The 21,613-nt window shown below is 69.5% G+C and carries 26 protein-coding genes; 1 reads left to right on the top strand and 25 read right to left on the bottom strand.

Going from position 1 to position 21,613, the window contains the following annotated elements:
• Window position 1: 1 nt before the first annotated feature.
• The 16 genes from rpsH to C9992_RS15560 form a co-directional block, all read right to left on the bottom strand.
• Entirely contained in the window at window positions 2–400 is a 399-nt protein-coding gene (rpsH, locus tag C9992_RS15635) for a 30S ribosomal protein S8 (protein ID WP_106816565.1), read from the bottom strand.
• 131 nt (window positions 401–531) lie between these two features.
• Window positions 532–1,119: a 50S ribosomal protein L5 gene (rplE, locus tag C9992_RS15630; RefSeq protein WP_106816564.1), complete on the bottom strand. Its 588-nt coding sequence runs from the start codon at window positions 1,117–1,119 to the stop codon at window positions 532–534.
• Window positions 1,120–1,121: 2 nt separating this feature from the next.
• On the bottom strand, window positions 1,122–1,481 hold the full coding sequence (gene rplX, locus C9992_RS15625; protein ID WP_106816563.1) for a 50S ribosomal protein L24: 360 nt from the start codon (window positions 1,479–1,481) through the stop codon (window positions 1,122–1,124).
• Between the two features lie 4 nt (window positions 1,482–1,485).
• Window positions 1,486–1,854 (bottom strand): 50S ribosomal protein L14, encoded by a 369-nt coding sequence (rplN, locus tag C9992_RS15620; RefSeq protein ID WP_106816562.1) that lies wholly within the window; start codon window positions 1,852–1,854, stop codon window positions 1,486–1,488.
• Window positions 1,851–2,165 (bottom strand): 30S ribosomal protein S17, encoded by a 315-nt coding sequence (gene rpsQ / locus C9992_RS15615; RefSeq protein ID WP_106816561.1) that lies wholly within the window; start codon window positions 2,163–2,165, stop codon window positions 1,851–1,853. The genes rplN and rpsQ overlap by 4 nt, the downstream gene beginning before the upstream one ends.
• Entirely contained in the window at window positions 2,165–2,479 is a 315-nt protein-coding gene (gene rpmC / locus C9992_RS15610) for a 50S ribosomal protein L29 (protein ID WP_106816560.1), read from the bottom strand. Before rpmC ends, rpsQ begins: the two co-directional genes overlap by 1 nt.
• Window positions 2,479–2,898 (bottom strand): 50S ribosomal protein L16, encoded by a 420-nt coding sequence (rplP, locus tag C9992_RS15605; protein WP_029145865.1) that lies wholly within the window; start codon window positions 2,896–2,898, stop codon window positions 2,479–2,481. Before rplP ends, rpmC begins: the two co-directional genes overlap by 1 nt.
• Window positions 2,898–3,671, bottom strand: a complete 774-nt coding sequence (gene rpsC / locus C9992_RS15600) for a 30S ribosomal protein S3 (protein WP_106816559.1) — start codon at window positions 3,669–3,671, stop codon at window positions 2,898–2,900. The genes rplP and rpsC overlap by 1 nt, the downstream gene beginning before the upstream one ends.
• Window positions 3,671–4,069, bottom strand: a complete 399-nt coding sequence (gene rplV, locus C9992_RS15595) for a 50S ribosomal protein L22 (RefSeq protein ID WP_106816558.1) — start codon at window positions 4,067–4,069, stop codon at window positions 3,671–3,673. The genes rpsC and rplV overlap by 1 nt, the downstream gene beginning before the upstream one ends.
• Window positions 4,070–4,091: 22 nt before the next feature.
• Entirely contained in the window at window positions 4,092–4,373 is a 282-nt protein-coding gene (gene rpsS / locus C9992_RS15590) for a 30S ribosomal protein S19 (protein WP_018171448.1), read from the bottom strand.
• A 12-nt stretch (window positions 4,374–4,385) separates the two neighbouring features.
• A complete protein-coding gene (gene rplB / locus C9992_RS15585) occupies window positions 4,386–5,225 on the bottom strand; it encodes a 50S ribosomal protein L2 (RefSeq protein WP_106816557.1) in 840 nt (279 codons plus the stop codon).
• Window positions 5,226–5,249: 24 nt separating this feature from the next.
• Window positions 5,250–5,585 (bottom strand): 50S ribosomal protein L23, encoded by a 336-nt coding sequence (rplW, locus tag C9992_RS15580; protein ID WP_106816556.1) that lies wholly within the window; start codon window positions 5,583–5,585, stop codon window positions 5,250–5,252.
• On the bottom strand, window positions 5,582–6,244 hold the full coding sequence (gene rplD / locus C9992_RS15575; protein WP_106816555.1) for a 50S ribosomal protein L4: 663 nt from the start codon (window positions 6,242–6,244) through the stop codon (window positions 5,582–5,584). The genes rplW and rplD overlap by 4 nt, the downstream gene beginning before the upstream one ends.
• 4 nt (window positions 6,245–6,248) lie before the next feature.
• Entirely contained in the window at window positions 6,249–6,908 is a 660-nt protein-coding gene (rplC, locus tag C9992_RS15570; RefSeq protein ID WP_106816554.1) for a 50S ribosomal protein L3, read from the bottom strand.
• 8 nt (window positions 6,909–6,916) lie between these two features.
• The gene (gene rpsJ / locus C9992_RS15565) at window positions 6,917–7,225 is read right to left on the bottom strand and encodes a 30S ribosomal protein S10 (protein WP_106816553.1); all 309 of its coding nucleotides are present in this window, start codon (window positions 7,223–7,225) and stop codon (window positions 6,917–6,919) included.
• Between the two features lie 467 nt (window positions 7,226–7,692).
• The gene (locus C9992_RS15560) at window positions 7,693–7,908 is read right to left on the bottom strand and encodes an Rv0909 family putative TA system antitoxin (RefSeq protein WP_106816552.1); all 216 of its coding nucleotides are present in this window, start codon (window positions 7,906–7,908) and stop codon (window positions 7,693–7,695) included.
• Window positions 7,909–8,230: 322 nt separating this feature from the next.
• On the opposite strand from C9992_RS15560, the gene C9992_RS15555 reads away from it, so the two are divergent.
• Entirely contained in the window at window positions 8,231–9,097 is an 867-nt protein-coding gene (locus C9992_RS15555) for an endonuclease domain-containing protein (RefSeq protein ID WP_106816624.1), read from the top strand.
• Window positions 9,098–9,253: 156 nt separating this feature from the next.
• On the opposite strand, the gene tuf is transcribed toward C9992_RS15555, so the two are convergent.
• The 9 genes from tuf to C9992_RS15505 form a co-directional block, all read right to left on the bottom strand.
• A complete protein-coding gene (gene tuf, locus C9992_RS15550) occupies window positions 9,254–10,447 on the bottom strand; it encodes an elongation factor Tu (protein ID WP_106816551.1) in 1,194 nt (397 codons plus the stop codon).
• 152 nt (window positions 10,448–10,599) lie between these two features.
• Complete coding sequence (gene fusA / locus C9992_RS15545) at window positions 10,600–12,714, bottom strand: elongation factor G (RefSeq protein WP_106816550.1); 2,115 nt, start codon at window positions 12,712–12,714, stop codon at window positions 10,600–10,602.
• Window positions 12,715–12,832: 118 nt separating this feature from the next.
• Entirely contained in the window at window positions 12,833–13,303 is a 471-nt protein-coding gene (rpsG, locus tag C9992_RS15540; RefSeq protein WP_106816549.1) for a 30S ribosomal protein S7, read from the bottom strand.
• A 5-nt stretch (window positions 13,304–13,308) separates the two neighbouring features.
• Window positions 13,309–13,677 carry a 30S ribosomal protein S12 gene (gene rpsL, locus C9992_RS15535; RefSeq protein WP_106816548.1) on the bottom strand — a complete coding sequence of 123 codons (369 nt, stop codon included), beginning with the start codon at window positions 13,675–13,677 and terminating at the stop codon, window positions 13,309–13,311.
• Between the two features lie 344 nt (window positions 13,678–14,021).
• A complete protein-coding gene (locus tag C9992_RS18120; RefSeq protein WP_160150906.1) occupies window positions 14,022–14,885 on the bottom strand; it encodes a hypothetical protein in 864 nt (287 codons plus the stop codon).
• Window positions 14,882–16,663 (bottom strand): DUF5684 domain-containing protein, encoded by a 1,782-nt coding sequence (locus C9992_RS15520; protein ID WP_106816545.1) that lies wholly within the window; start codon window positions 16,661–16,663, stop codon window positions 14,882–14,884. The genes C9992_RS18120 and C9992_RS15520 overlap by 4 nt, the downstream gene beginning before the upstream one ends.
• Complete coding sequence (locus C9992_RS15515) at window positions 16,660–19,215, bottom strand: transglutaminase-like domain-containing protein (protein WP_235008279.1); 2,556 nt, start codon at window positions 19,213–19,215, stop codon at window positions 16,660–16,662. The genes C9992_RS15520 and C9992_RS15515 overlap by 4 nt, the downstream gene beginning before the upstream one ends.
• Window positions 19,212–20,642, bottom strand: coding sequence for a DUF58 domain-containing protein (locus C9992_RS15510; protein ID WP_106816544.1), 1,431 nt, complete (start codon window positions 20,640–20,642; stop codon window positions 19,212–19,214). The genes C9992_RS15515 and C9992_RS15510 overlap by 4 nt, the downstream gene beginning before the upstream one ends.
• A complete protein-coding gene (locus tag C9992_RS15505) occupies window positions 20,639–21,604 on the bottom strand; it encodes an AAA family ATPase (protein ID WP_106816543.1) in 966 nt (321 codons plus the stop codon). The genes C9992_RS15510 and C9992_RS15505 overlap by 4 nt, the downstream gene beginning before the upstream one ends.
• Between the last annotated feature and the right edge of the window lie 9 nt (window positions 21,605–21,613).

Raw genomic sequence — 21,613 nt, 5'->3', positions numbered from 1 at the left:
ATCACCACACGTAGGCGAGGACTTCCCCACCCACGCCCTTCTGCTCGGCCTGACGGTCGGTGAGAAGACCGGAGGAGGTGGACAGGATGGCGACGCCGAGGCCGCCGAGCACGCGGGGGATCTCGGTGGACTTCGCGTAGACGCGGAGGCCGGGCTTGGAGACGCGCTTGATGCCGGCGATCGACCGCTCGCGGTTCGGGCCGTACTTCAGCGTCAGCGTGAGGGTCTGGCCGACACGGGCGTCGCTGACCTCCCAGGAGGAGATGTAGCCCTCCTGCTTGAGGATCTCGGCGATGTGGGTCTTGAGCTTCGAGCTCGGCAGCGACACGGTGTCGTGGTGCGCCGAGTTGGCGTTGCGCAGACGGGTCAGCATGTCTGCGACCGGGTCTGTCATTGTCATTTCTTGATTCCTTTGTTCACGAGGTATCGGCTGCCGTTACACGACAGACGACCTTCCATGATTGCGGTGTTCAGTTGTGGGATCGGATGCCGCGACCGCCGCTCGGCGCCGGCCGCGGCATCCGTCAGGAATTACGCCTGGGCGTCGTCCGACTTGAACGGGAAGCCGAGCGCGCGCAGCAGGGCGCGGCCCTCGGCATCCGTCTTCGCCGACGTCACCACGGTGATGTCGAACCCGCGGACGCGGTCGATCTTGTCCTGGTTGATCTCGTGGAACACCGACTGCTCCTGGAGACCGAACGTGTAGTTGCCGTTCCCGTCGAACTGCTTGGCCGACAGGCCGCGGAAGTCGCGGATGCGGGGCAGGGCGAGGTTGACCAGGCGGTCCAGGAACTCCCACGCGCGGTCACCGCGGAGGGTGACGTGCGCGCCGATGGCCTGGCCCTCACGCAGCTTGAACTGCGCGATGGACTTGCGGGCCTTCGTGACGACCGGCTTCTGACCGGTGATCTTGGTGAGGTCGTCGACCGCGCCATCGATCACCTTGCTGTCGCGAGCGGCCTCGCCGACACCGGTGTTCACAACGACCTTGACCAGGCCCGGGATCTGCATGACGTTGGCGTAGCCGAACTCGTCCTGCAGAGCCTTCTTGATCTCGGCGTTGTACTTGGCCTTCAGACGAGGCTGGATTTTGCCAGTCTCGAGGGCGGTGGTGCTCATATTCAGAGGTCCTTGCCTGACTTCTTCGCGTAGCGCACGCGGACGGTGCGCTTGACGCCGTCCTTCGTCTGCTCCTCGACACGGTGACCGACACGCGTCGGCTTCTTGGTCGAGGGGTCGACGAGCGCGACGTTGGAGATGTGGATCGGGGCTTCCATCGTCTCGATGCCGCCCGTCTTGGTGCCGCGCTGCGACTGGCCGACGCGGTTGTGCTTGGTGACGTAGTTCACGCCCTCGACGATGACGCGGTTCTGCTCGGGAAGGACCTCGAGGACCTTGCCCTGCTTGCCGCGGTCGCCGCCGCGCTCGGGCTTGGCGCCCGTGATGACCTGAACCAGGTCGCCCTTCTTGATCTTGGCCATGGGGTCAGATCACCTCCGGTGCGAGCGAGACGATCTTCATGAACTTCTTGTCGCGAAGCTCACGGCCGACCGGCCCGAAGATGCGGGTGCCGCGGGGCTCCCCGTCGTTCTTCAGGATGACGGCGGCGTTCTCGTCGAACTTGATGTACGAGCCGTCGGAGCGACGGGTCTGCTTGACGGTGCGGACGACGACGGCCTTGACCACGTCGCCCTTCTTGACGTTGCCGCCGGGGATCGCGTCCTTGACGGTCGCCACGATGATGTCACCCAGACCCGCGTAGCGGCGGTTCGAGCCGCCGAGCACGCGGATGGTGAGCAGCTCCTTGGCGCCCGTGTTGTCGGCGACCTTGAGGCGGGACTCGTTCTGAATCACTTGGCCTTCTCCAGGATCTCGACCAGACGCCAGCGCTTGGTGGCGCTCAGCGGGCGGGTCTCGTTGATGAGGACGAGGTCGCCGATGCCGGCGGTATTGCCCTCGTCGTGCGCCTTCACCTTGGAGGTCCGGCGGATGACCTTGCCGTACAGCGGGTGCTTCACGCGGTCCTCGACCTCGACGACGATGGTCTTGTCCATCTTGTCGCTGACGACGTAGCCGCGGCGCGCCTTGCGGTAGCCGCGGGCGTTCTCGTCACGCACGTCGTGCGCGGCGTGCTCGACCTCGGCGGCCTGCTTCTTCTCAGCCATCACTCGGCCTCTTCCTTCGCGGCGTCGGAAGCCTCATCGGACTTCTTCGCCTTCGTCTTCTTCGCCTTCGTCGCGGTCTCCAGCGGAGCGGGCGTGGCACGGATGCCGAGCTCGCGCTCGCGGATCACGGTGTAGAGCCGCGCGATGTCGCGCTTGACCGCACGGATGCGGCCGTGGCTCTCGAGCTGACCGGTGGCCGACTGGAAGCGCAGGTTGAACAGCTCTTCCTTGGCCTTGCGCAGCTCCTCGACGAGGCGCTGGTCTTCGAACGTGTCGAGCTCGCTCGTCGCGAGCGTCTTGGTGCCGATCGCCATTACGCGTCGCCCTCCTCGCGCTTGATGATGCGTGCCTTCAGCGGCAGCTTGTGGATGGCACGGGTCAGCGCCTCGCGAGCCAGCTGCTCGTTGACGCCGGCGACCTCGAAGAGGACGCGACCCGGCTTGACGTTGGCGACCCACCACTCCGGCGAGCCCTTACCGGAACCCATGCGGGTCTCGGCCGGCTTCTTGGTGAGCGGACGGTCGGGGTAGATGTTGATCCACACCTTGCCGCCACGCTTGATGTGACGGGTCATCGCGATACGAGCGGACTCGATCTGACGGTTCGTCACGTACGCGGGCGTGAGGGCCTGGATGCCGAACTCGCCGAAGGAGACCTTCGTGCCGCCGGTGGCCTGGCCGCTGCGGCCGGGGTGGTGCTGCTTGCGGTACTTGACCTTGCGGGGGATGAGCATTACGCCGACGCTCCTTCTGCCACGGGGGCCTCGTTGCGGCGGTCGCCACGGTCGCCGCGGTCGCCACGGGGGCCACGACGGTCGCCGCGCTCACGCGCCGGCTTCTGGTTGGCCTGCTCGCGAGCGAGCTCCTTGTTGGTCAGGTCGCCCTTGTAGATCCACACCTTCACGCCGATGCGGCCGAAGGTGGTCTTCGCCTCGTAGAAGCCGTAGTCGATGTTCGCGCGCAGCGTGTGCAGCGGCACACGACCCTCGCGGTAGAACTCCGAGCGGCTCATCTCGGCGCCGCCGAGGCGGCCGGAGACCTGGATGCGGACGCCCTTGGCGCCGGCGCGCTGCGCGCCCTGCAGGCCCTTGCGCATCGCGCGGCGGAACGCCACACGAGCGGTGAGCTGCTCGGCGATGCCCTGCGCGACGAGCTGGGCGTCGGCCTCGGGGTTCTTCACCTCGAGGATGTTCAGCTGGATCTGCTTGCCGGTGAGCTTCTCGAGGTCGGCGCGGATGCGCTCGGCCTCGGCGCCGCGGCGACCGATCACGATGCCCGGGCGGGCGGTGTGGATGTCGACGCGAACGCGGTCACGGGTGCGCTCGATCTCGATGTTGCTGACGCCGGCGCGGTCAAGCGACGTCGTCAGCAGACGACGGATCTTGATGTCCTCGGCCACGTAGTCGGCGTAGCGCTGTCCGGGCTTCGTCGAGTCCGAGAACCAACGCGACACGTGGTCCGTGGTGATGCCGAGGCGGAAGCCGTACGGGTTGACCTTCTGTCCCATTACTTGCTCGCCTTCTTGGTCTTGGCAGCCGGCGCCGCCTCAGCGACCTCGGGGGTCGAGAGCACGACGGTGATGTGGCTGGTGCGCTTCTTGATCTGGAACGCACGACCCTGCGCGCGGGGCTGGAAACGCTTGAGCGTCGTGCCCTCGTCGACGTACGCGTTCTTCACGTACAGGTCCTGCTCGTCCAGGTACTCGCCGTCCTTGTCGGCCTTCACGCGAGCGTTCGCGATCGCCGAGGCGACGAGCTTGTAGATCGGCTCGCTCGCACCCTGCGGCGCGAACTTGAGGATGGCTAGGGCCTCCTCAGCCTGCTTGCCCTTGATGAGCGCGACGACACGACGAGCCTTCTGAGGGGTCACGCGGATGTGTCGCACGCGTGCGATGGACTCCACCATTTCTCTCTCCTCTGCCCCCGCGTCAGCGGCGGCGGCCCTTCTTGTCGTCCTTCACGTGGCCGCGGAAGGTACGGGTGGGCGCGAACTCGCCCAGCTTGTGGCCGACCATGGTCTCGGTCACGAACACGGGGATGTGCTTGCGACCGTCGTGCACGGCGATGGTGTGACCCAGCATGGCCGGGATGATCATCGAACGGCGCGACCAGGTCTTGATGACGTTCTTGGTGCCGGCTTCGTTCTGGACGACGACCTTGCGAAGCAGGTGCTCGTCGACGAAGGGGCCCTTCTTAAGGCTGCGAGGCATCTTCCTCTACTCCTACTTCCGCTTCTTGCCGGCGTTGCGACGACGGACGATGTACTTGTCGCTTTCCTTGTTCGCGTGGCGGGTGCGGCCCTCAGGCTGACCCCACGGCGAAACCGGGTGACGACCACCGGACGTCTTGCCCTCACCACCACCGTGCGGGTGGTCGACCGGGTTCATCGCGACACCGCGGACGGTCGGGCGGACGCCCTTCCAGCGCTTGCGGCCGGCCTTGCCCCAGTTGATGTTCGACTGCTCGGCGTTGCCGACCTCGCCGACGGTCGCGCGGCAGCGCGCGTCGACGTTGCGGATCTCGCCCGAAGGCAGACGCAGCTGCGCGTACGGGCCGTCCTTGGCGACCAGACGCACCGACGCTCCGGCCGAGCGCGCCAGCTTCGCACCGCCGCCGGGACGCAGCTCGATGGCGTGCACCACGGTACCGGTGGGGATGTTCTTCAGCGGCAGGTTGTTGCCCGGCTTGATGTCGGCCGACGGACCCGACTCCACGATGTCGCCCTGCTGCAGCTTGTTCGGCGCGAGGATGTAGCGCTTCTCGCCGTCGAAGTAGTGCAGCAGCGCGATGCGCGCGGTGCGGTTGGGGTCGTACTCGATGTGGGCGACCTTGGCGTTGATGCCGTCCTTGTCGTTGCGACGGAAGTCGATGACGCGGTACTGGCGCTTGTGCCCACCGCCGATGTGGCGGGTGGTGATGCGGCCCTGGTTGTTGCGGCCACCGGTCTTGGCGAGCGGGCGGAGGAGCGACTTCTCGGGCGTCGATCGGGTGATCTCGGCGAAGTCGGCCACCGACGAGCCGCGGCGACCCGGGGTCGTGGGCTTGTACTTGCGAATAGCCATATCTCTAGTCCTCTATCCCGACCGTCAGCCGACTGCCGTGAAGATGTCGATGGTGCCCGACTTCAGGGTCACGATGGCGCGCTTTGTGTCCTTGCGCTTGCCGGTGCCGAAGCGGGTGCGGCGGGCCTTGCCCGCGCGGTTGAGCGTGTTGACCGCGGCGACCTTGACGCCGAAGATCTTCTCGATCGCCAGCTTGATCTCGGTCTTCGAGGCGCGGGGGTCCACGAGGAAGGTGTACTTGCCCTCGTCGATGAGCCCGTAGCTCTTCTCCGAAACGACCGGCTTGAGGATGATGTCGCGCGGGTCCTTGTTTACGGGGACAGATCGGCCTGTCTGGCCGTTGATGCTCGCGGCGGTCATGCCGAGGCCTCCTCGGTGGCGGCGGTCTTCGACGCGACGAAGGCGTCGTAGGCGGCCTTGGTGAAGACGATGTCGTCCGAGACGAGCACGTCGTAGGCGTTGAGCTGGTCGAACGGCAGCACGTGCGCGAAGGCCAGGTTGCGGACGCTCAGGACGCTGATGTCGTCGGAGCGGTCCACGACCACGAGGACGTTCTTGGTGGCGCCGAGACCGCTGAGGACCGCCGCGGCGGCCTTCGTCGACGGGGCACCCTCGATGCCGAACGACTCCACCACGTGGAGACGCTCGCCGCGAGCGCGGTCGCTCAGCGCGCCGAGGAGCGCGGCCGCGATCATCTTCTTGGGGGTGCGCTGCGAGTAGTCGCGCGGCTTCGGGCCGTGCACGATGCCACCGCCGGTCATCTGCGGCGCGCGGATCGAGCCCTGGCGGGCGTTACCCGTGCCCTTCTGCTTGAAGGGCTTGCGGCCGGCGCCCGAAACCTCACCGCGACGCTTCGTCGAGTGGGTGCCCTGGCGAGCCGCCGCGAGCTGCGCGACGACGACCTGGTGGATGAGCGGGATGTTCGTCTTGACGTCGAACAGGGCGGCGGGCAGCTCCACGGAGCCGGCCTTCTTGCCGTCTGCCTTCACGACGTCGAGCGCGAGAGTCGAGTCAGCCATGAGATCAGGCACCCTTCACTGCGTTGCGGACGTAGACGATGCGGCCGCGCGCGCCGGGGACGGCGCCCTTGACGAGCAGCAGACCCTTCTCGGCGTCGACGGCGTGCACCGTGAGGTTGAGGACGGTCACGCGCTCGCCGCCCATACGGCCGGCCATGCGCATGCCCTTGAACACGCGGCTCGGAGTCGACGAGGCGCCGATCGAACCGGGCTTGCGGTGGTTGCGGTGCGCACCGTGCGAGGCGGAGACGCCCTTGAAGTTGTGGCGCTTCATGACACCCGCGGTGCCCTTGCCCTTGCTGGTGCCAACCACGTCGACCAGCTGGCCGGCCTCGAACGTTCCGTCGACCGTGAGCTCCTGACCGAGTGAGTAGTCAGCAGCGTCCGCGGTGCGGATCTCGGTGAGGTGACGGCGCGGCGTGACGCCCGCGGCCTCGAAGTGGGCCGTGAGGGGCTTGTTCACCTTGCGGGGGTCGATCTGACCGTAGGCGATCTGGACGGCCTTGTAGCCGTCCTTCTCGGGCGTGCGAACCTGGGTGACCACGTTCGGCGCGACCTCGATGACGGTGACGGGAACGAGCTTGCCGTTCTCGTCCCAGACCTGGGTCATCCCGAGCTTGGTGCCGAGCAGGCCCTTGGAAACCTTGTTGTTGATGTCAGCCATGTCGAACCTCAGAGCTTGATCTCGATGTTCACATCGGCCGGGAGGTCCAGACGCATGAGCGAGTCGACCGCCTTGGGCGTCGGGTCGACGATGTCGATCAGACGCTTGTGGGTGCGCATCTCGAAGTGCTCGCGGCTGTCCTTGTACTTGTGGGGAGAACGGATCACGGCGATCACGTTCTTCTCCGTCGGAAGGGGCACGGGGCCCACGACCGTCGCGCCCGCACGGGTCACGGTGTCGACGATCTTGCGCGCCGACGAGTCGATGACCTCGTGGTCGTACGACTTCAGGCGAATGCGGATCTTCTGTCCCGCCATTGTCTGCTCACTCTCTTTCCGCGTCGTACCTCTCGGGCATTGGACGCACATGGCGCTCGCGCGCCGGGGCACTTTCTCCTCGCGGCCGCTCGGTTCCCGAGCTTGTCGAGGGATGCTGCACCGCTGTTCTGCTGTCAATCCGGGCGCCGCGCCGAAGCGCTGCTCCCGGCATCCGTTCTCCGCCCGCGCGCGAAGCGCTGCTCCGCAAGGGGTGGATTCGAGATGTGGTGGTTCTGCTGCCCGCGGCCTAGGACCCTGCGCGTCGCGCTGCCTATGCACTGCCCTGGCAGTGATCCGGCGCACGCCAAGAGGGGCGCCGGAATGTGGAACCTCACTAGTCTACGTGCAGCCCGGGCGTGTCGCAAACTCGGGCGTGTCGCCCTTCTCGCCTCTCGGCCGTTTCCCAGGCCTGGCACGGCGAAGCGGCCCGACGCCCGAGCCGCTCCGTCGACGTGCGCTGCGACCGCCTATTGGTTGCCGACCGCCTTGTCGATGCTGTCGCGGACGCCGTCCACATGCTGATCGATGCTGTCGGGCGCGACCTTCTTCACGAAGTCCGCCGCGGCATCGAGCGCACTGTCGCTCACGTTCTCGGCCTGTTCGGACGTGATCACGTCCTGGATCTTGTCCTTGTTCTGCTCCAGGAACTCCTTGCCCTGGTTCACGAGGTCATCGATACCCATATCCGCTCCTTCTCCGGCCCCCGGCAGAGGCTTCACGCAATTCTGTCGTGAGGCGCCCGTCCGCGACACCCCTGCGGCAAGGCAACGTACACGCCGGGAGGAGAAGTGCTCGAGTAGCGGAGAGCTTGCGCCGAGGCATCCTCCGACCGGGCACAGATCCTCCCGGCGCGTACCCGAGACCGCCCATCCGTCCGTGTGCGTTGACAGCGAGTCGGGCATCGAGGCGCACACGATTCCTCCCCAATGAAGCCGCTTCATGGGTCATCCACATCCGTCCCCCGCCGCGGCACGCGGGGCGAGCGCCACCGCCACAGTGGACGACATGCTGCCCACCGTCATCGCGCGACAGCGGGCGCGCCGGGCGGCGCTCGTCGAGACGCTCGCTGCGCGCGCCGGGATCGCTCCGACCACCGCCCTGCGTGACGCGGGCCACTCGCGACGCGCGCTCGACAGTGCGGTCGCCGACGGCGCTGTCATGCGGGTGCGCAACGGCTGGGTGGCCCTGCCGTCCGCGGACCGGATGCTGCTGGCCGCCGCGAAGCGCGGGGTCGTCCTCACCTGTGTCACGCAGGCGCGCCGCCTCGGCCTGTTCGTCCTCCGGCACGACGACCGGCATCACGTCGCCGCGCGGCCGCATTCGGGGCGCGCCGGGATGACGAACGCGCACGTGCACTGGGCGAAGCCGCTCGTGCCGAGGCATCCGCACGATCTCGTCGACGGGATCGAGAACGTCCTGGCACTCGTCGCGACGTGCCTTCCGTACGAAGAGGCTCTCGTGGTGTGGGAGTCCGCGCTGCGCGCCGGCAGGGCCGATCGGCACACGCTTTCGCAGTATGCGCTGCCGCCGGCCGCACGGCGACTGCTCGCCGAGGCCGGCATCTTCTCGGACTCGGGCCTGGAGACGCTCGTGGTGCCGCGGCTGCTGTGGATGGGACTTCCGCTGCGACGGCAGGTCTGGATCGCGGGACACCGCGTCGACCTGCTCATCGGCGATCGGCTGGTCCTGCAGATCGACGGCGGGCACCATGTCGGAGCCCAGCGTGAGGCCGACAACGCCCACGACGCCGCGCTGATGCTCATGGGCTACCACGTGATCAGGGTGGGATACGGGGACGTCGTCGACCGATGGCACGAGGTGCAGGAGCTCATCATGCGTGCCGTCGCTCAGGGGCGGCATCTGGTCCGCTGAGGTCGCGGCTCGCGAGTGTGCGGATCCGGAGGCGATACGCGAAAGGAGAGGATGCGCCCGCGCGAGGCATCCTCCCCATCGGCGCATTCCCTCCATCCGCGGACGGCAGAAGCCCCCGGGATCACTCCCGGGGGCTTCTGAGCAGGTCGAAGAGACTTACTTGATGATCTTCGTCACCGTGCCGGCGCCGACGGTGCGGCCACCCTCACGGATCGCGAAGCCGAGGCCCTCCTCCATGGCGATCGGCTGGATGAGCTCGACCGTCATGTCGGTGGTGTCGCCGGGCATGACCATCTCGGTGCCCTCGGGCAGCGTGATGACGCCGGTGACGTCGGTGGTGCGGAAGTAGAACTGCGGACGGTAGTTCGTGAAGAACGGGTTGTGACGGCCGCCCTCCTCCTTGGACAGGATGTACGCCGTGCCCTCGAAGTTGGTGTGCGGGGTGACCGAACCGGGCTTGACGACGACCTGGCCGCGCTCGACGTCGTCACGCTTGGTGCCGCGAAGGAGCAGACCACAGTTCTCGCCGGCCCACGCCTCGTCGAGCTGCTTGTGGAACATCTCGATACCGGTGACGATCGTCTTCTGCGTCGGGCGCAGACCCACGATCTCGACCTCGGAGTTGATCGCGAGGGTACCGCGCTCGGCGCGGCCCGTGACGACCGTGCCACGGCCGGTGATGGTGAAGACGTCCTCGATGGGCATGAGGAACGGCTTGTCCTTGTCACGCACCGGGTCGGGGATGGACTCGTCGACGGCCTCCATGAGGTCGAGGATCGACTGGGTCCACTTCTCGTCGCCCTCGAGAGCCTTCAGGCCCGAGACGCGCACGACCGGAGCGTTGTCGCCGTCGAAGTCCTGCGACGACAGGAGCTCGCGGACCTCGAGCTCGACGAGCTCCAGGATCTCCTCGTCGTCGACCATGTCGGACTTGTTGAGCGCGACGAGCAGGTACGGAACGCCGACCTGCTTGGCGAGCAGCACGTGCTCACGCGTCTGCGCCATCGGGCCGTCGGTGGCCGCGACGACCAGGATCGCGCCGTCCATCTGCGCGGCACCCGTGATCATGTTCTTGATGTAGTCGGCGTGACCCGGGGCGTCGACGTGGGCGTAGTGACGCTTGGGGGTCTCGTACTCGACGTGCGAGATGTTGATCGTGATACCGCGCTGACGCTCCTCGGGAGCCGAGTCGATCGATGCGAAGTCGCGCTGCACGTTGGTGGCCGACGGGTACTTGTCGGCGAGCACCTTCGAGATCGCTGCGGTGAGCGTGGTCTTGCCGTGGTCGACGTGACCGATCGTTCCGATGTTCACGTGCGGCTTGGTCCGCTCGAACTTGGCCTTAGCCACTGGGTCCTCCTCAGGACGGTCGTGTAGAAGTTCCGGGCACTGGTTTGCGACCGGTCGTCTACGGGGATTTCTCTAGCTTAGTAGAGGCGTTGTGTTGAAGCTGTGTGAAGTTGTAGATCCCGGATGCCGCATTCCGCGGCATCCGGGAGGGCTCATTCGCCCTTGTTCTTCTGGATGATCTCGTCGGCCACGGCGCGAGGAACCTCGGCGTAGCTGTCGAACTCCATCGAGTAGACGGCGCGGCCCGAGGTCTTCGAGCGCAGGTCGCCGATGTAGCCGAACATCTCGGACAGCGGGACCAGCGCCCGCACGACCTTGACGCCCTGGGCGTCCTCCATGGACTGGATCTGGCCACGACGGGAGTTCAGGTCGCCGATGACGTCGCCCATGTACTCCTCGGGCGTGCGGACCTCGACGGCCATGAGCGGCTCGAGCAGGACCGGGTTCGCCTTGCGGACGGCCTCCTTGAAGCCCATCGAACCGGCGATCTTGAACGCCATCTCGGACGAGTCGACGTCGTGCGAGGCACCGTCGATAAGCGTCGCCTTCACGCCGACCATCGGGTAGCCGGCGAGCACGCCGACGGCCATCGCGTCCTGGAAGCCCTGGTTGGTCGGCTCGATGTACTCGCGCGGGATGCGGCCACCGGTGACCTTGTTCTCGAACTCGTACGTCTTGTCGGCCGTGACCTCGAGGGGCTCCAGCGCGAACTGGATCTTCGCGAACTGGCCGGACCCACCGGTCTGCTTCTTGTGCGTGTAGTCGTGACGGTCGACGGTCTTGCGGATCGTCTCGCGGTACGCCACCTGCGGCTTGCCGACGTTGGCCTCGACCTTGAACTCGCGCTTCATGCGGTCCACGAGGATGTCGAGGTGCAGCTCGCCCATGCCCTTGATGACGGTCTGGCCGGTCTCGGCGTTCTGCTCGACGCGGAACGTCGGGTCCTCTTCGGCCAGCTTCTGGATCGCCAGACCCAGCTTCTCCTGGTCGGCCTTCGTCTTGGGCTCGATGGCGACCTCGATGACCGGCTCCGGGAACGTCATCGACTCGAGGACGACCTGGTTCGAGGCATCCGACAGGGTGTCACCGGTGGTGGTGTCCTTCAGGCCGATCACCGCGTAGATGTGGCCCGCGGTCACCGAGTCGACCGGGTTCTCCTTGTTGGCGTGCATCTGGAAGATCTTCCCGATGCGCTCCTTCTTGCCCTTGGTCGCGTTGACGACCTGCGCGCCGGAGTCGAGGTGACCCGAGTAGACGCGGATGTAGGTGAGGCGGCCGAAGAAGGGGTGCGACACGATCTTGAACGCGAGCGCCGCGAACGGCTCGTCGCGGTCGGCGTGACGCTCGATGATCTTCTCTTCGTCCTTCGGGTCGTGCGCCTCGATGGCGGGCACGTCCAGGGGCGAGGGGAGGTAGTCCACGACGGCGTCGAGCATCGGCTGCACGCCGCGGTTCTTGAACGCCGAGCCGCAGAGCACCGGGTAGAGCTCGCCGGCGATCGTGAGCTTGCGGATCGCGCCCTTGATCTCCTCGGGCGTGAGCTCCTCGCCGCCGAAGTACTTCTCCAGCAGCGCCTCGTCGGACTCGGCGACGGTCTCGAGCAGCTTCTCGCGGTACTCGGCGGCCTTGTCGGCGAGGTCGGCGGGGATCTCCTGGATCTCGTACTTGGCGCCCATGGTCACGTCACCCTTGGCGTCGCCGGGCCAGACCAGCGCGCGCATGTAGACGAGGTCGACGACGCCGACGAAGTCGTTCTCGGCGCCGATCGGGATCTGCAGCACGAGCGGCTTGGCCTTCAGGCGGTTGACGATGGTGTCGACCGTGAAGTAGAAGTCGGCGCCCAGCTTGTCCATCTTGTTGACGAAGCAGATGCGGGGGACGTCGTACTTGTCGGCCTGACGCCACACGGTCTCGGACTGGGGCTCGACGCCCTCCTTGCCGTCGAAGACGGCGACCGCACCGTCGAGCACGCGCAGCGACCGCTCCACCTCGACGGTGAAGTCCACGTGACCGGGCGTGTCGATGATGTTGATCTGGTTGCCCTCCCAGAAACAGGTGACGGCAGCCGAGGTGATCGTGATGCCGCGCTCCTGCTCCTGCTCCATCCAGTCGGTGGTGGCAGCGCCGTCGTGCGTCTCGCCGATCTTGTGGTTGACGCCCGTGTAGAAGAGGATGCGCTCGGTCGTCGTCGTCTTGCCGGCATCGATGTGCGCCATGATGCCGATGTTGCGGACCTTGTTGAGGTCGGTGAGCACTTCTTGTGCCACGGGGTGTGTCCTTACTTGTGGAAGGTGGTTCGGGGCGTTTCGTCTCGCTCGTTCCTCGCTCGCTCAACGACCGGTCGGTCGTTGAGCGAGCGAAGCGAGACGAAACGCTCGAGGCTGGTTACCAGCGGTAGTGCGCGAAGGCACGGTTCGACTCGGCCATCTTGTGCGTGTCTTCGCGGCGCTTGACCGCGGCACCGAGGCCGTTCGAGGCATCCAGGATCTCGTTCTGGAGGCGCTCGGTCATGGTCTTCTCACGACGGCCCTTGGCGTAGCTGACGAGCCAGCGGAGGGCGAGCGTGTTGGCACGGTGAGGCTTGACCTCGACCGGCACCTGGTAGGTCGAGCCACCGACGCGGCGGCTCTTGACCTCGAGGGTGGGGCGCACGTTGTCGAGCGCCTTCTTGAGCGTCGCGACGGCGTCCTGGCCGTTCTTCGCCTCGACGCCGCGGAGGGCGCCGTAGACGATCGACTCGGCCAGCGACTTCTTGCCGTCGACGAGGATCTTGTTGACGAGCTGGGTGACGACGGGGGCGCCGTACACCGGGTCGTTGACGACGGGGCGCTTGGGGGCGGGTCCCTTACGAGGCATCTTTCTCAGCCCTTCTTCGCGCCGTAGCGGCTGCGAGCCTGCTTACGGTTCTTGACAGCCTGGGTGTCCAGCGCACCGCGGATGATCTTGTAGCGGACGCCCGGGAGGTCCTTCACACGACCGCCGCGGACGAGCACCAGCGAGTGCTCCTGCAGGTTGTGACCCTCGCCGGGGATGTACGCGGTGACCTCGGTGCCGTTGCGGAGCTTGACACGGGCGACCTTGCGCATCGCCGAGTTCGGCTTCTTGGGCGTGGTCGTGTAGACGCGGGTGCAGACACCCGCCTGCTGCGGGTTCGCCTTGAGCGCGGGCGCCTTGGTCTTCGCGACCTTGGGCGAGCGGCCCTTGCGAACCAACTGCTGAATGGTTGGCACGTTCTCTCCTTGTTGTGCTGCACGGTAACAGCGATCGTGTGTCTCCCCCGCGGCGTCCGATCTTGCGATTCGTGACGCTGCGGGCTCACATGGATCCACCGGCGCAGCATGATGGTGCCGAGCGTTTCGTGGTGGATATGCCGTGGGGGTGGCCTGTTCGCAGGCCGGTCCCTGAGATGCGGCGCCCACACCGTCCACCGCACCGAGGCACGGCTGACGGCGCGCGTGAGCGCACACCCGATCTATGATACGTGGGTTTCGGGGACCGGGCAAACGCGTTCGCCCGAGGCGATGCGGGCGCGCACGCTCAAGCCGCGGACGACGGTCCGATGACGCCCCATGGGTCAGCCGACGGCGACCAGCACCGCGATCGCGACCACCGCGGCGACGATGAGAACGGATGCCGCGACCGCGACGAGGATCGCGCGCCGGCGTCGTCTGCGGCTGCGGTCCGCCTCGGCGGCGGCGGTGTCGACGAACTCCTGCGGTGTGCCGCGCGTGCGCTCGCCCCGCGCCACGGACGGGGGCAGCGGTCGCGCCCGGTAGATCTTCTCGGTGGGGTCGGGCGCCCGGGCGACACGCCCGTGGGGCGCGGGTGGATCGCCCACACCGGGCCGCGCGGCGCCCTCGACGCGGGCGCGGCGGCGGGAGGGCGGCAGATGCTGCAGAGCCGCGTCGCCGTCGATCTCCGCACCGCTGTCGTCGCTGTGGGGTTCGGGCGGGCCGGGGTTGGGCGTCCGGCGGGGGCCGATCGGCGCGGAGGTCGTGGCGGCGCGCGTGCTGATCTCCGCGGCAGGATCGCCGGTGCGCCGCGCGGAGAGCGCGGTGCGGTCCAGCTCGTCGGGCGCAGCGGTGCCCCGGCGGGCGGAGAGCGCGGTGTGATCCAGGTCGTCGGGGGCAGCGGTGCCCCGGCGGGCGGAGAGCGCGGGGCGATCCAGGGCGGCGGACGCCGGGGCCGCGGCGGGCGGACGGCGGCGCGAACCGGGGACGGCGGGTGCGGGCGCGACCGGCGCGGCCGGACCGGTCCTGCGTCGGCGGATGACGACGGTGTGGTCGTCGGGGTCCTCATCCGCCGCCTGCTGCGACGGCGCCGGCGCACCGCGCCGCGGTCCAGGACCGGACGCTGGGGCGGGCGATCGCCCCGCCGAGGCCGGCGCCGGCCCGCTGCCGCGCGACGGCGTGGTGTACTCGTCGTCGGGATCGATCACCCGTCCCTCCGCTGCAGGCGCACCTCCGCGTCGCCGAGCAGGAAGCGGTCACCCGCCTCGACCTCTTCGCCGGACGGCGCCTCGACCTCGGTGCCCATCACCGTGGCGAACAGCACGCCGTTGGTCGAGCCGAGGTCCGTCACGTACCACCGGTCGCCGCGCAGCTGCAGCCGCGCGTGCGTCTTGGAGACCGTGCCGTCCTGAATGGACACGAGCTGCGCGCCCGGGTAGGCGGGGTCGCTCGTCGGGCGCCGGCCCAGGATGACCACGTCCGACGAGAGTGCGACCGGGTCGCCGGTCGGCGGCACGAGCGTCCAGCCGGTGCGCTTGCGGCGGGCGATGATCGTCTCGTCGAAGACGTCCTGCTCTTCCGGGATCTCGGGCTTGGCGTGATAGGCCGACACCGATGTGCGTGCCGAGCGGGGCGCCCCGGCGTCCGGTGCCCCGGCGATCGCCGAGACGGGACCGGATGCCTCGGGGAACGCATCCCCGTCGCTCATCGGCGAGCGCGCCGGCGCCCACGGCTCGCGGCCGTCGGGGTTCTCCCCCGCGTCCCGGCGCAGTGGGGGCCGCGTGACGCCCTCGCTCGTGGTGGCGACCTCGGGAACCGGCAGCGCCGCGGGGGAAGCGGACGGCCCCGGCACGGCCGTGGTGGGCGTCGAGCCCGCGGCCGCTCGAGCATCGGAGCCCGGCGACGCGGCGGCCGGAGTGCCGACGGCGGAGATCGGTGCCGGCGCGCCCGGCACGGCGCCGGTGACCTCGGCACTCAGGTCGGTGGAATCCAGCGCGAAACCCTGCCACCGCTCACCCGCGGGGTCGGCGTCTTTCGACCCGAAGGGGGTTGCGGACACCGGGCGGCCGGGCGCGGGCGGCGAACCCCACCCGGCGGTCGGAACGACGCCGGGAAGCGCCTCCGCGGATGCCGCGGCGCCGACGGGAGGGGGCGTGACCGCGCGCGGCACCTCCGCCGGGGGCGTCACCACCGGCGGCTGAGCGGACGCGGCACGCAGCGGCGCAGGGCCGGAGTCGAGGACGCCGGAGTCGAAGGACGCGGACTCGAAAGCCCCGGCGGTGGGATCGAAGGCGGATGCCGGACGCAGCGCCCCCGAATCGCCGCCGACGGCGGGCGTGTACGGGGGCGGCGGCGCGAACCCGGGTGCCGGCGCGGATGCGCTGGCCGGCTCCGGCGCGAAGCCGGACGACGGAGCGAACGCCGGGGTGCCGGCGGGCTCCTGGGGTGCGGGCCCGCCGGCGAAGCCGGATGATTCCGCTGTTCGCGGCGCCGGAGCCGCGAACGATGCCAGCGGCGGCAGCGACGGGGCGGTGTCGCCGGTGCGGCGGACGCCGGCCTCGCCGGTGCGGCGGACGCCAGGGGCGAGCGCGTCGCGGGACGAGGCATCCTCCTCCCTGCCGACCCAGCGGGCACTGCCCCATCCCACGATGGAGGCCCAGATCGGCAGGAGCAGAACGCTCAGCACCGTCATGCCGATCCCCAGGCCGAAGGCCGCGTTGACGCGGTACAGCGCGAAGACCCAGAGGATGAGGAACGCGATGTTGAGCACGGGGACGAAGGCGAGAATCACCAGCCAGGGCGACAGCCCCGCCAGCTGGAGCACCACGACGGTGTTGAGGATCGGCACCCACGCCTTCCAGGGCTCGACGCCGGACTTGCCGAACACGGCCGAGAGCGCGAGCGCCACCCAGACGTACAGACCGGCGACGAGCAGCAGACTGATCAGCGATCCGAAGATCGCTGCGGTGACATCGGTGGCGTTCATGGCGTCGGACGCACGGGTTCTGCCCGCCGTCTCCCCCTCTCGGCGATTCGCGTACGGACGTCCGGTGCGGACGTCCGTGGACGGAACAACGATCTCAACGATACGGTCGCGAGCGCTCCGCGCCAGATACCTCTTTCGCGGCGCAGCGCGCGTCGCTCGGTGTCGACAGCCTCCCAGTACCGTGCGGCGTCGTCGGGCGACACGTCGGCGCGCGAGAACACCGCGCGATCCGCCTGCTCCGCGAGGGCCATCCCACCCGGCGTCGCGAACGCCGCAGCGAGCTCGGTGCGGGTGAGGGCGCGGGGTGCCGGGCGCCCGCTGTCCAGCGCCGCGTCGACGTACTCCTCCCAGCCGCCCGCGACGCGCGCTGCCGGCGGTCCCTCCCGCCGCCGGGACCGGCGACGGGCCGCCTTGGCCCCGGCGATGATGAGGAGCGGGCCGGTGGCCAGCACCAGGACCAGCGCGACGATGCCGCCGACGCGGAGGGTCTGCCACAGCCACGCCAGATCGAGGCGTCGATCGTCCTCGGGCGCCTGGTCGTGCGCCGAGTCCTCCTGGGTCGGGTCCGGAGGAACGACCTCCTCCACCGAGTCCGGTCGCACCTCAGTGACGTTCTCCGGGTCGCGCTGCTGCGTGACCTCCAGGCTCGGCGACTGCGCGTGCTGCGGGGTGGCGTCGACGGCGATCCAGCGGCCGTCGGCGGCCTGCACCTCGGTCCAGGCGGTCAGATCCTGCGCGCGGCACACCCCGCCGTCACATGTGGTGAGCCCGGGGTCCGACGAGGCCAGCCGGGCACCCAGGACCACCCGCGACGGGAACCCGAGCTCGCGCGCCATCAGCGCCACCGCGACGGCGAACTGCTCGTCGTCGCCGATCGCGGCGACATAGTCCCCGGATGCCGCGGCGCGCGGATCGCTCTCCCGCTCGAGCAGCCGCGAGAACATCGCGTCGATGCGCGCGAGCGAGTGCCCGGACGCGCTGGGCTGGAACGTGTAGTCGGTCAGTTCCCGCGCCCATTCCGGCTCGTCCTCGCCCATCGTCAGTCCATGGCTCAGGTAGCCGCGCTCGCGCAGCAGCGAGACGAGCCCGGCCAGCGCCGCGCCGTCCGACCCCGTCGCATGCTCGTCCATCCACGTGCGCAGGCTCGCGGGCGCTTCGATGCCGCCTGTCGCGCCCGGCGCCTCCACGGCTGCGAGATCCTCCGCAGGCGGTTCGACGCCGCGGACCACGTAGACGTCGCCCTCCTCCAGGCCCGATCCGGCGGTCTGCACGCCGGCCGATGCCGCGGCGTTGTAGTAGAAGTGGTCGGCCAGGGTCGAGGACCGGTCGCCCTCGAACCCGACAGTCCGCAGACGCCCGAGAGTCGGCATCCAGATGGCATCCCACGCGCCGATCGCGATGCGCGCGGCGACGGGCGAACCGGGTCCAGGCTCCAGCGCGGAGGGGACACGGACGAAGCGCCCGGCCTCGACAGCGCCCTCGCCGCCGGCACGGAACACCTCGCCGTCGTAGGAGTCCAGCGTGGCGATGCGCACACGCTCCGGGCGGGTGCCCGACACCGGCTCGACGGTGAACAGCACGTCGCCTGCCCGCTCGTCGGCGAACAGCGCACGGTACTGCGACAGCGGGCTCACTTCCGCGGAGAGGTCGATGTCGGGGCCGACCGCCGATCGCAGCACGTCGCGCTCGGCGCCGCGTGCGGCGTACGGCACGACGGCCACGGCCACCAGCAGCGCCACGGCCACCATGGCCGCGCCCAAGGCGGTACGACGGCGGTCGGTGCGCGTCGGCCGTCGCGAGACGCGGACACCGCTGGATGCCGCGGCCCGCTGCAGCGCACGGTGGCGCTGGTCGTGACTTCGCCAGGCCAGCCAGCACAGTGAGGAGACCAGTGCGGCCAGCCCCACCGCCGACTCCACGGGGGCGTACAGCGTGAGCGGACCGACGACGAGGGGCTCGCTCACCGTCGTGCGCCCGAAGAAGAGCCCGAACGAGACCATGCCGAGGGCGACCGGCACGGCGCCGTAGGCGGCGCGGTCGTCACGCCACGCGAGCAGCAGCAGGACGCACGTGCCGACCAGGAAGACCACGAGGGCGGGAACCAGCAGGTTGCGGTACGAGCCGACGGGCAGCTCGACGGTGACCAGATCCTTCCAGCCGAGCACCAGACCCGCGGCGAGCTCGCCCAGGCCGCGCACCAGTTCACCCACTCCCCCGAGCCGTGACGGCACCGCCAGCGGGATGCCGAGGACGAGGACGGCGGCGGCGAGGACGCCGGTGATGACCCATCCGCCCCACCGCCGCAGCCACGCGGTCGCGGCGAGGGCCGCCGCCACGAGGGATGCCACCACCACCAGCAGGACGAAGCTGCCCGATCGGTACACGGGCCACGCGGCGACGGCCGCCACGACGACCGTCGCGGCGGCGAAGGCTGCGCCGGCGGTGACGCGGGGGAAGAACCCGCGCAGGCGGCCGCGCGGCGTCACGGGAGGGACGGCCATCGCGCCGTCGACCCCCTCCCTGGCCTCATCGGCCTGTGCCGGCGCGCTCATGACGCGGCTCCTCGCAGCAACAGGCCCGCCAGGTCATCGAGCGTCCCCACCGTCAGCACCGTCATGCCCGACACCGGCTGCATGCGCGGGTGCGCGCGCTCATCGCAGATCACGCCCACCACCATCGTGTCCGCGGGGAAGGCCAGAGCCGCCTGCTGCAGTCGCGTCAGCGTCACGCGCGAGCCCACCACGACGAACGCGATCGACAGCCGGTCACCCGATTCGGCGGTCAGCCGGCAGACATCGGCCACCGGCATGGTGCTCTCGAGCAGCTCGACACCGCTGAAGCCGTCGAGCATCGGCCGCGGCGCCGCCGCCGGAAGATGCCGCACGGCGCGAAGCCGGCCGCGCACCGCTTTGGGGATCTCGGAGCCGGTGACGATCTGGACATCGCGGGCGTCGTGCACCGCGCGCAGTCCCAGTGAGGCCGCGCACGACACCGCGAGCTCGAACTCGTCGGCATCCGCGTATTCCGCCTCGGCGACGGCGAGCACCACGGCCATGCGGGAACGCCGGGACTCCTCGTACTGGCGCACCATGAGGCGCCCGGTCTTCGCCGTCGAGCGCCAGTGGATCTGCCGACGCGAGTCCCCGGGCGCGTACTCGCGGATCGCGTGGAACGACATGTCGGCGTCCACCAGCCGGCGCGTCGGGCTCCCCTCCAGGTCGCGGATGAGGCCGGCGCTCGTGGAGGGAAGCGATGTCGTCCGAGGGTGCACGTACACGTCATGCACGTCGCGGAAGGAGTGCTCGCGGCGCAGCAGGCCGATCGGGTCGGTGCGCACCGTCGTCGCCGGCCCGACGGTGATGATGCCGCGGCGCAGACCGGGGATCTCCAGCGGCTGCTCCACGGTGTGCCCGGGGCGCAGGAGCGGGACGCCGAACTCCACGAGCCCCGTGCCCACGGGGATGTCCAGCCGGCCCGGCAGTGCCAGACGGCGCCCGTCGTTGCGCACGACGATCCGCCCGACGAGGCCGTCCCCCGCGACGACCCGCTCGTGGGTGAGGGTGAGATCCACGTCGTACGCGCGTGCTCCGAAGAGGAACGGGACCGCGGCGAGGAGGAGGAGGACGGATGCCGCGCCGGCGACCATCAGCTCCACCCAGCCGAACACGATCCCGAGCACCAGTCCGGCCGTGGCGGCGAGGGCGACCAGCACGCCGGCCGGTCGCACCGTGCCCGCCGCCCATTCCGCCCCCGCCGCGATCCCCGCACCGGCCGCGCGCCATGCCTGGTTCGCCCACACCACCGCGCGCACCAGCGCACGCCCGCGACGCGACGGTGCGAGGCTCGTCGCTGTCGCGGTCACGCTCGTGTGACCGCCCGTCCCCGTGGACTGGACGGTGTGCGTGAGGCGCGACGGTTCGGCGGCGCCGGCCCGCTCCGCGGTGCCGGCACCGCCTCGGGTGCGGGCGGGCAGGCTCATACGGCCTCGCGGCGACTGGGCGGTGCCACGTCGAGCAGCACCTGCCCGACCACGGTCTCCTGCGTGACCCCGTCGAACTCCGCCTCCGGATGCAGGATGAGCCGGTGCGAGAGCACCGGGACGGCGAGGGCCTTCACGTCATCGGGGGTGGCATAGGTGCGGCCCTGCGAGGCCGCGCGCGTGCGCACCGCGCGGGTGAGGGCGAGCGCGCCGCGGATGCTCACGCCCAGTCGCACCTCGTCGGCGGCACGGGTGCCGTCCACCAGCCGGGCGATGTAATCGAGCACGAGCGCGTCCACGTACACGTCGGCGGCGAGATCCGCCATGCCGACGAGCGCCTGCGGTGTGATGACCGGCGCCAGCTCGGCCGTGGCGACGGCGGCCCCGTCGAGGATGCGGACCGTCGCCGCGTGATCGGGGTACCCGAGCGAGGTACGCATCATGAAGCGGTCGAGCTGCGCCTCGGGGAGGCGATACGTCCCCGCCTGCTCCACGGGGTTCTGGGTCGCCAGCACGAGGAACGGCACTCCCACCTCGCGCGACACGCCGTCGATCGTCACGCGCCCTTCCTCCATCACCTCGAGCAGCGCCGACTGGGTCTTCGGGCTCGCGCGGTTGATCTCATCGGCGAGCACGATGTTGGCGAAGATGGGACCCGCGTGGAACTCGAAGACGCCCTCTTTCTGGTCGTACACGCTGAGGCCGGTGATGTCGCTCGGCAGCAGATCGGGTGTGAACTGGATGCGGGTGTTCGAGCCCTGCACCGACTGGGCCATCGCCCGGGCGAGCGAGGTCTTCCCCGTCCCGGGCACGTCCTCCAGGAGCACGTGTCCGTCGCTGAGCATCGCGGTGAGCACCAGCTCGACGACGTGACGCTTGCCGAGCACCGCACGCTCGACGTTGTCGGCCAGCTGCCCGAACGTCTGCGCGAACCAGTCGGCCTGCTCCTGCGTGATCGTCATGTGGTGTCC

The organism is Microbacterium timonense (genome assembly GCF_900292075.1).
Taxonomy (GTDB): Bacteria; Actinomycetota; Actinomycetes; order Actinomycetales; family Microbacteriaceae; genus Microbacterium; species Microbacterium timonense.
Note: the sequence above shows the minus strand (reverse complement) of the source record. Positions and strands in the feature narration are given on the sequence as shown.

What these genes read in the sequence shown, in the direction of transcription:
- C9992_RS15555 (WP_106816624.1), top strand. Translation starts at nt 8,231, where the DNA reads ATGCTGCCCACCGTCATCGCGCGACAGCGGGCGCGCCGGGCGGCGCTC.
- rplX (WP_106816563.1), bottom strand. Translation starts at nt 1,481, where the DNA reads ATGGCCAAGATCAAGAAGGGCGACCTGGTTCAGGTCATCACGGGCGCC.
- rplC (WP_106816554.1), bottom strand. Translation starts at nt 6,908, where the DNA reads ATGGCTGACATCAACAACAAGGTTTCCAAGGGCCTGCTCGGCACCAAG.
- rplW (WP_106816556.1), bottom strand. Translation starts at nt 5,585, where the DNA reads ATGACCGCCGCGAGCATCAACGGCCAGACAGGCCGATCTGTCCCCGTA.
- C9992_RS15505 (WP_106816543.1), bottom strand. Translation starts at nt 21,604, where the DNA reads ATGACGATCACGCAGGAGCAGGCCGACTGGTTCGCGCAGACGTTCGGG.
- rplE (WP_106816564.1), bottom strand. Translation starts at nt 1,119, where the DNA reads ATGAGCACCACCGCCCTCGAGACTGGCAAAATCCAGCCTCGTCTGAAG.
- C9992_RS15520 (WP_106816545.1), bottom strand. Translation starts at nt 16,663, where the DNA reads ATGAACGCCACCGATGTCACCGCAGCGATCTTCGGATCGCTGATCAGT.
- rpsQ (WP_106816561.1), bottom strand. Translation starts at nt 2,165, where the DNA reads ATGGCTGAGAAGAAGCAGGCCGCCGAGGTCGAGCACGCCGCGCACGAC.
- rpsC (WP_106816559.1), bottom strand. Translation starts at nt 3,671, where the DNA reads ATGGGACAGAAGGTCAACCCGTACGGCTTCCGCCTCGGCATCACCACG.
- rpsH (WP_106816565.1), bottom strand. Translation starts at nt 400, where the DNA reads ATGACAATGACAGACCCGGTCGCAGACATGCTGACCCGTCTGCGCAAC.
- rplV (WP_106816558.1), bottom strand. Translation starts at nt 4,069, where the DNA reads ATGGTGGAGTCCATCGCACGCGTGCGACACATCCGCGTGACCCCTCAG.
- rplP (WP_029145865.1), bottom strand. Translation starts at nt 2,898, where the DNA reads ATGCTCATCCCCCGCAAGGTCAAGTACCGCAAGCAGCACCACCCCGGC.
- rplB (WP_106816557.1), bottom strand. Translation starts at nt 5,225, where the DNA reads ATGGCTATTCGCAAGTACAAGCCCACGACCCCGGGTCGCCGCGGCTCG.
- C9992_RS15510 (WP_106816544.1), bottom strand. Translation starts at nt 20,642, where the DNA reads ATGAGCCTGCCCGCCCGCACCCGAGGCGGTGCCGGCACCGCGGAGCGG.
- rpsG (WP_106816549.1), bottom strand. Translation starts at nt 13,303, where the DNA reads ATGCCTCGTAAGGGACCCGCCCCCAAGCGCCCCGTCGTCAACGACCCG.
- C9992_RS15515 (WP_235008279.1), bottom strand. Translation starts at nt 19,215, where the DNA reads ATGAGCGCGCCGGCACAGGCCGATGAGGCCAGGGAGGGGGTCGACGGC.
- C9992_RS15560 (WP_106816552.1), bottom strand. Translation starts at nt 7,908, where the DNA reads ATGGGTATCGATGACCTCGTGAACCAGGGCAAGGAGTTCCTGGAGCAG.
- rpsS (WP_018171448.1), bottom strand. Translation starts at nt 4,373, where the DNA reads ATGCCTCGCAGCCTTAAGAAGGGCCCCTTCGTCGACGAGCACCTGCTT.
- rpsJ (WP_106816553.1), bottom strand. Translation starts at nt 7,225, where the DNA reads ATGGCGGGACAGAAGATCCGCATTCGCCTGAAGTCGTACGACCACGAG.
- rplD (WP_106816555.1), bottom strand. Translation starts at nt 6,244, where the DNA reads ATGGCTGACTCGACTCTCGCGCTCGACGTCGTGAAGGCAGACGGCAAG.
- rpmC (WP_106816560.1), bottom strand. Translation starts at nt 2,479, where the DNA reads ATGGCGATCGGCACCAAGACGCTCGCGACGAGCGAGCTCGACACGTTC.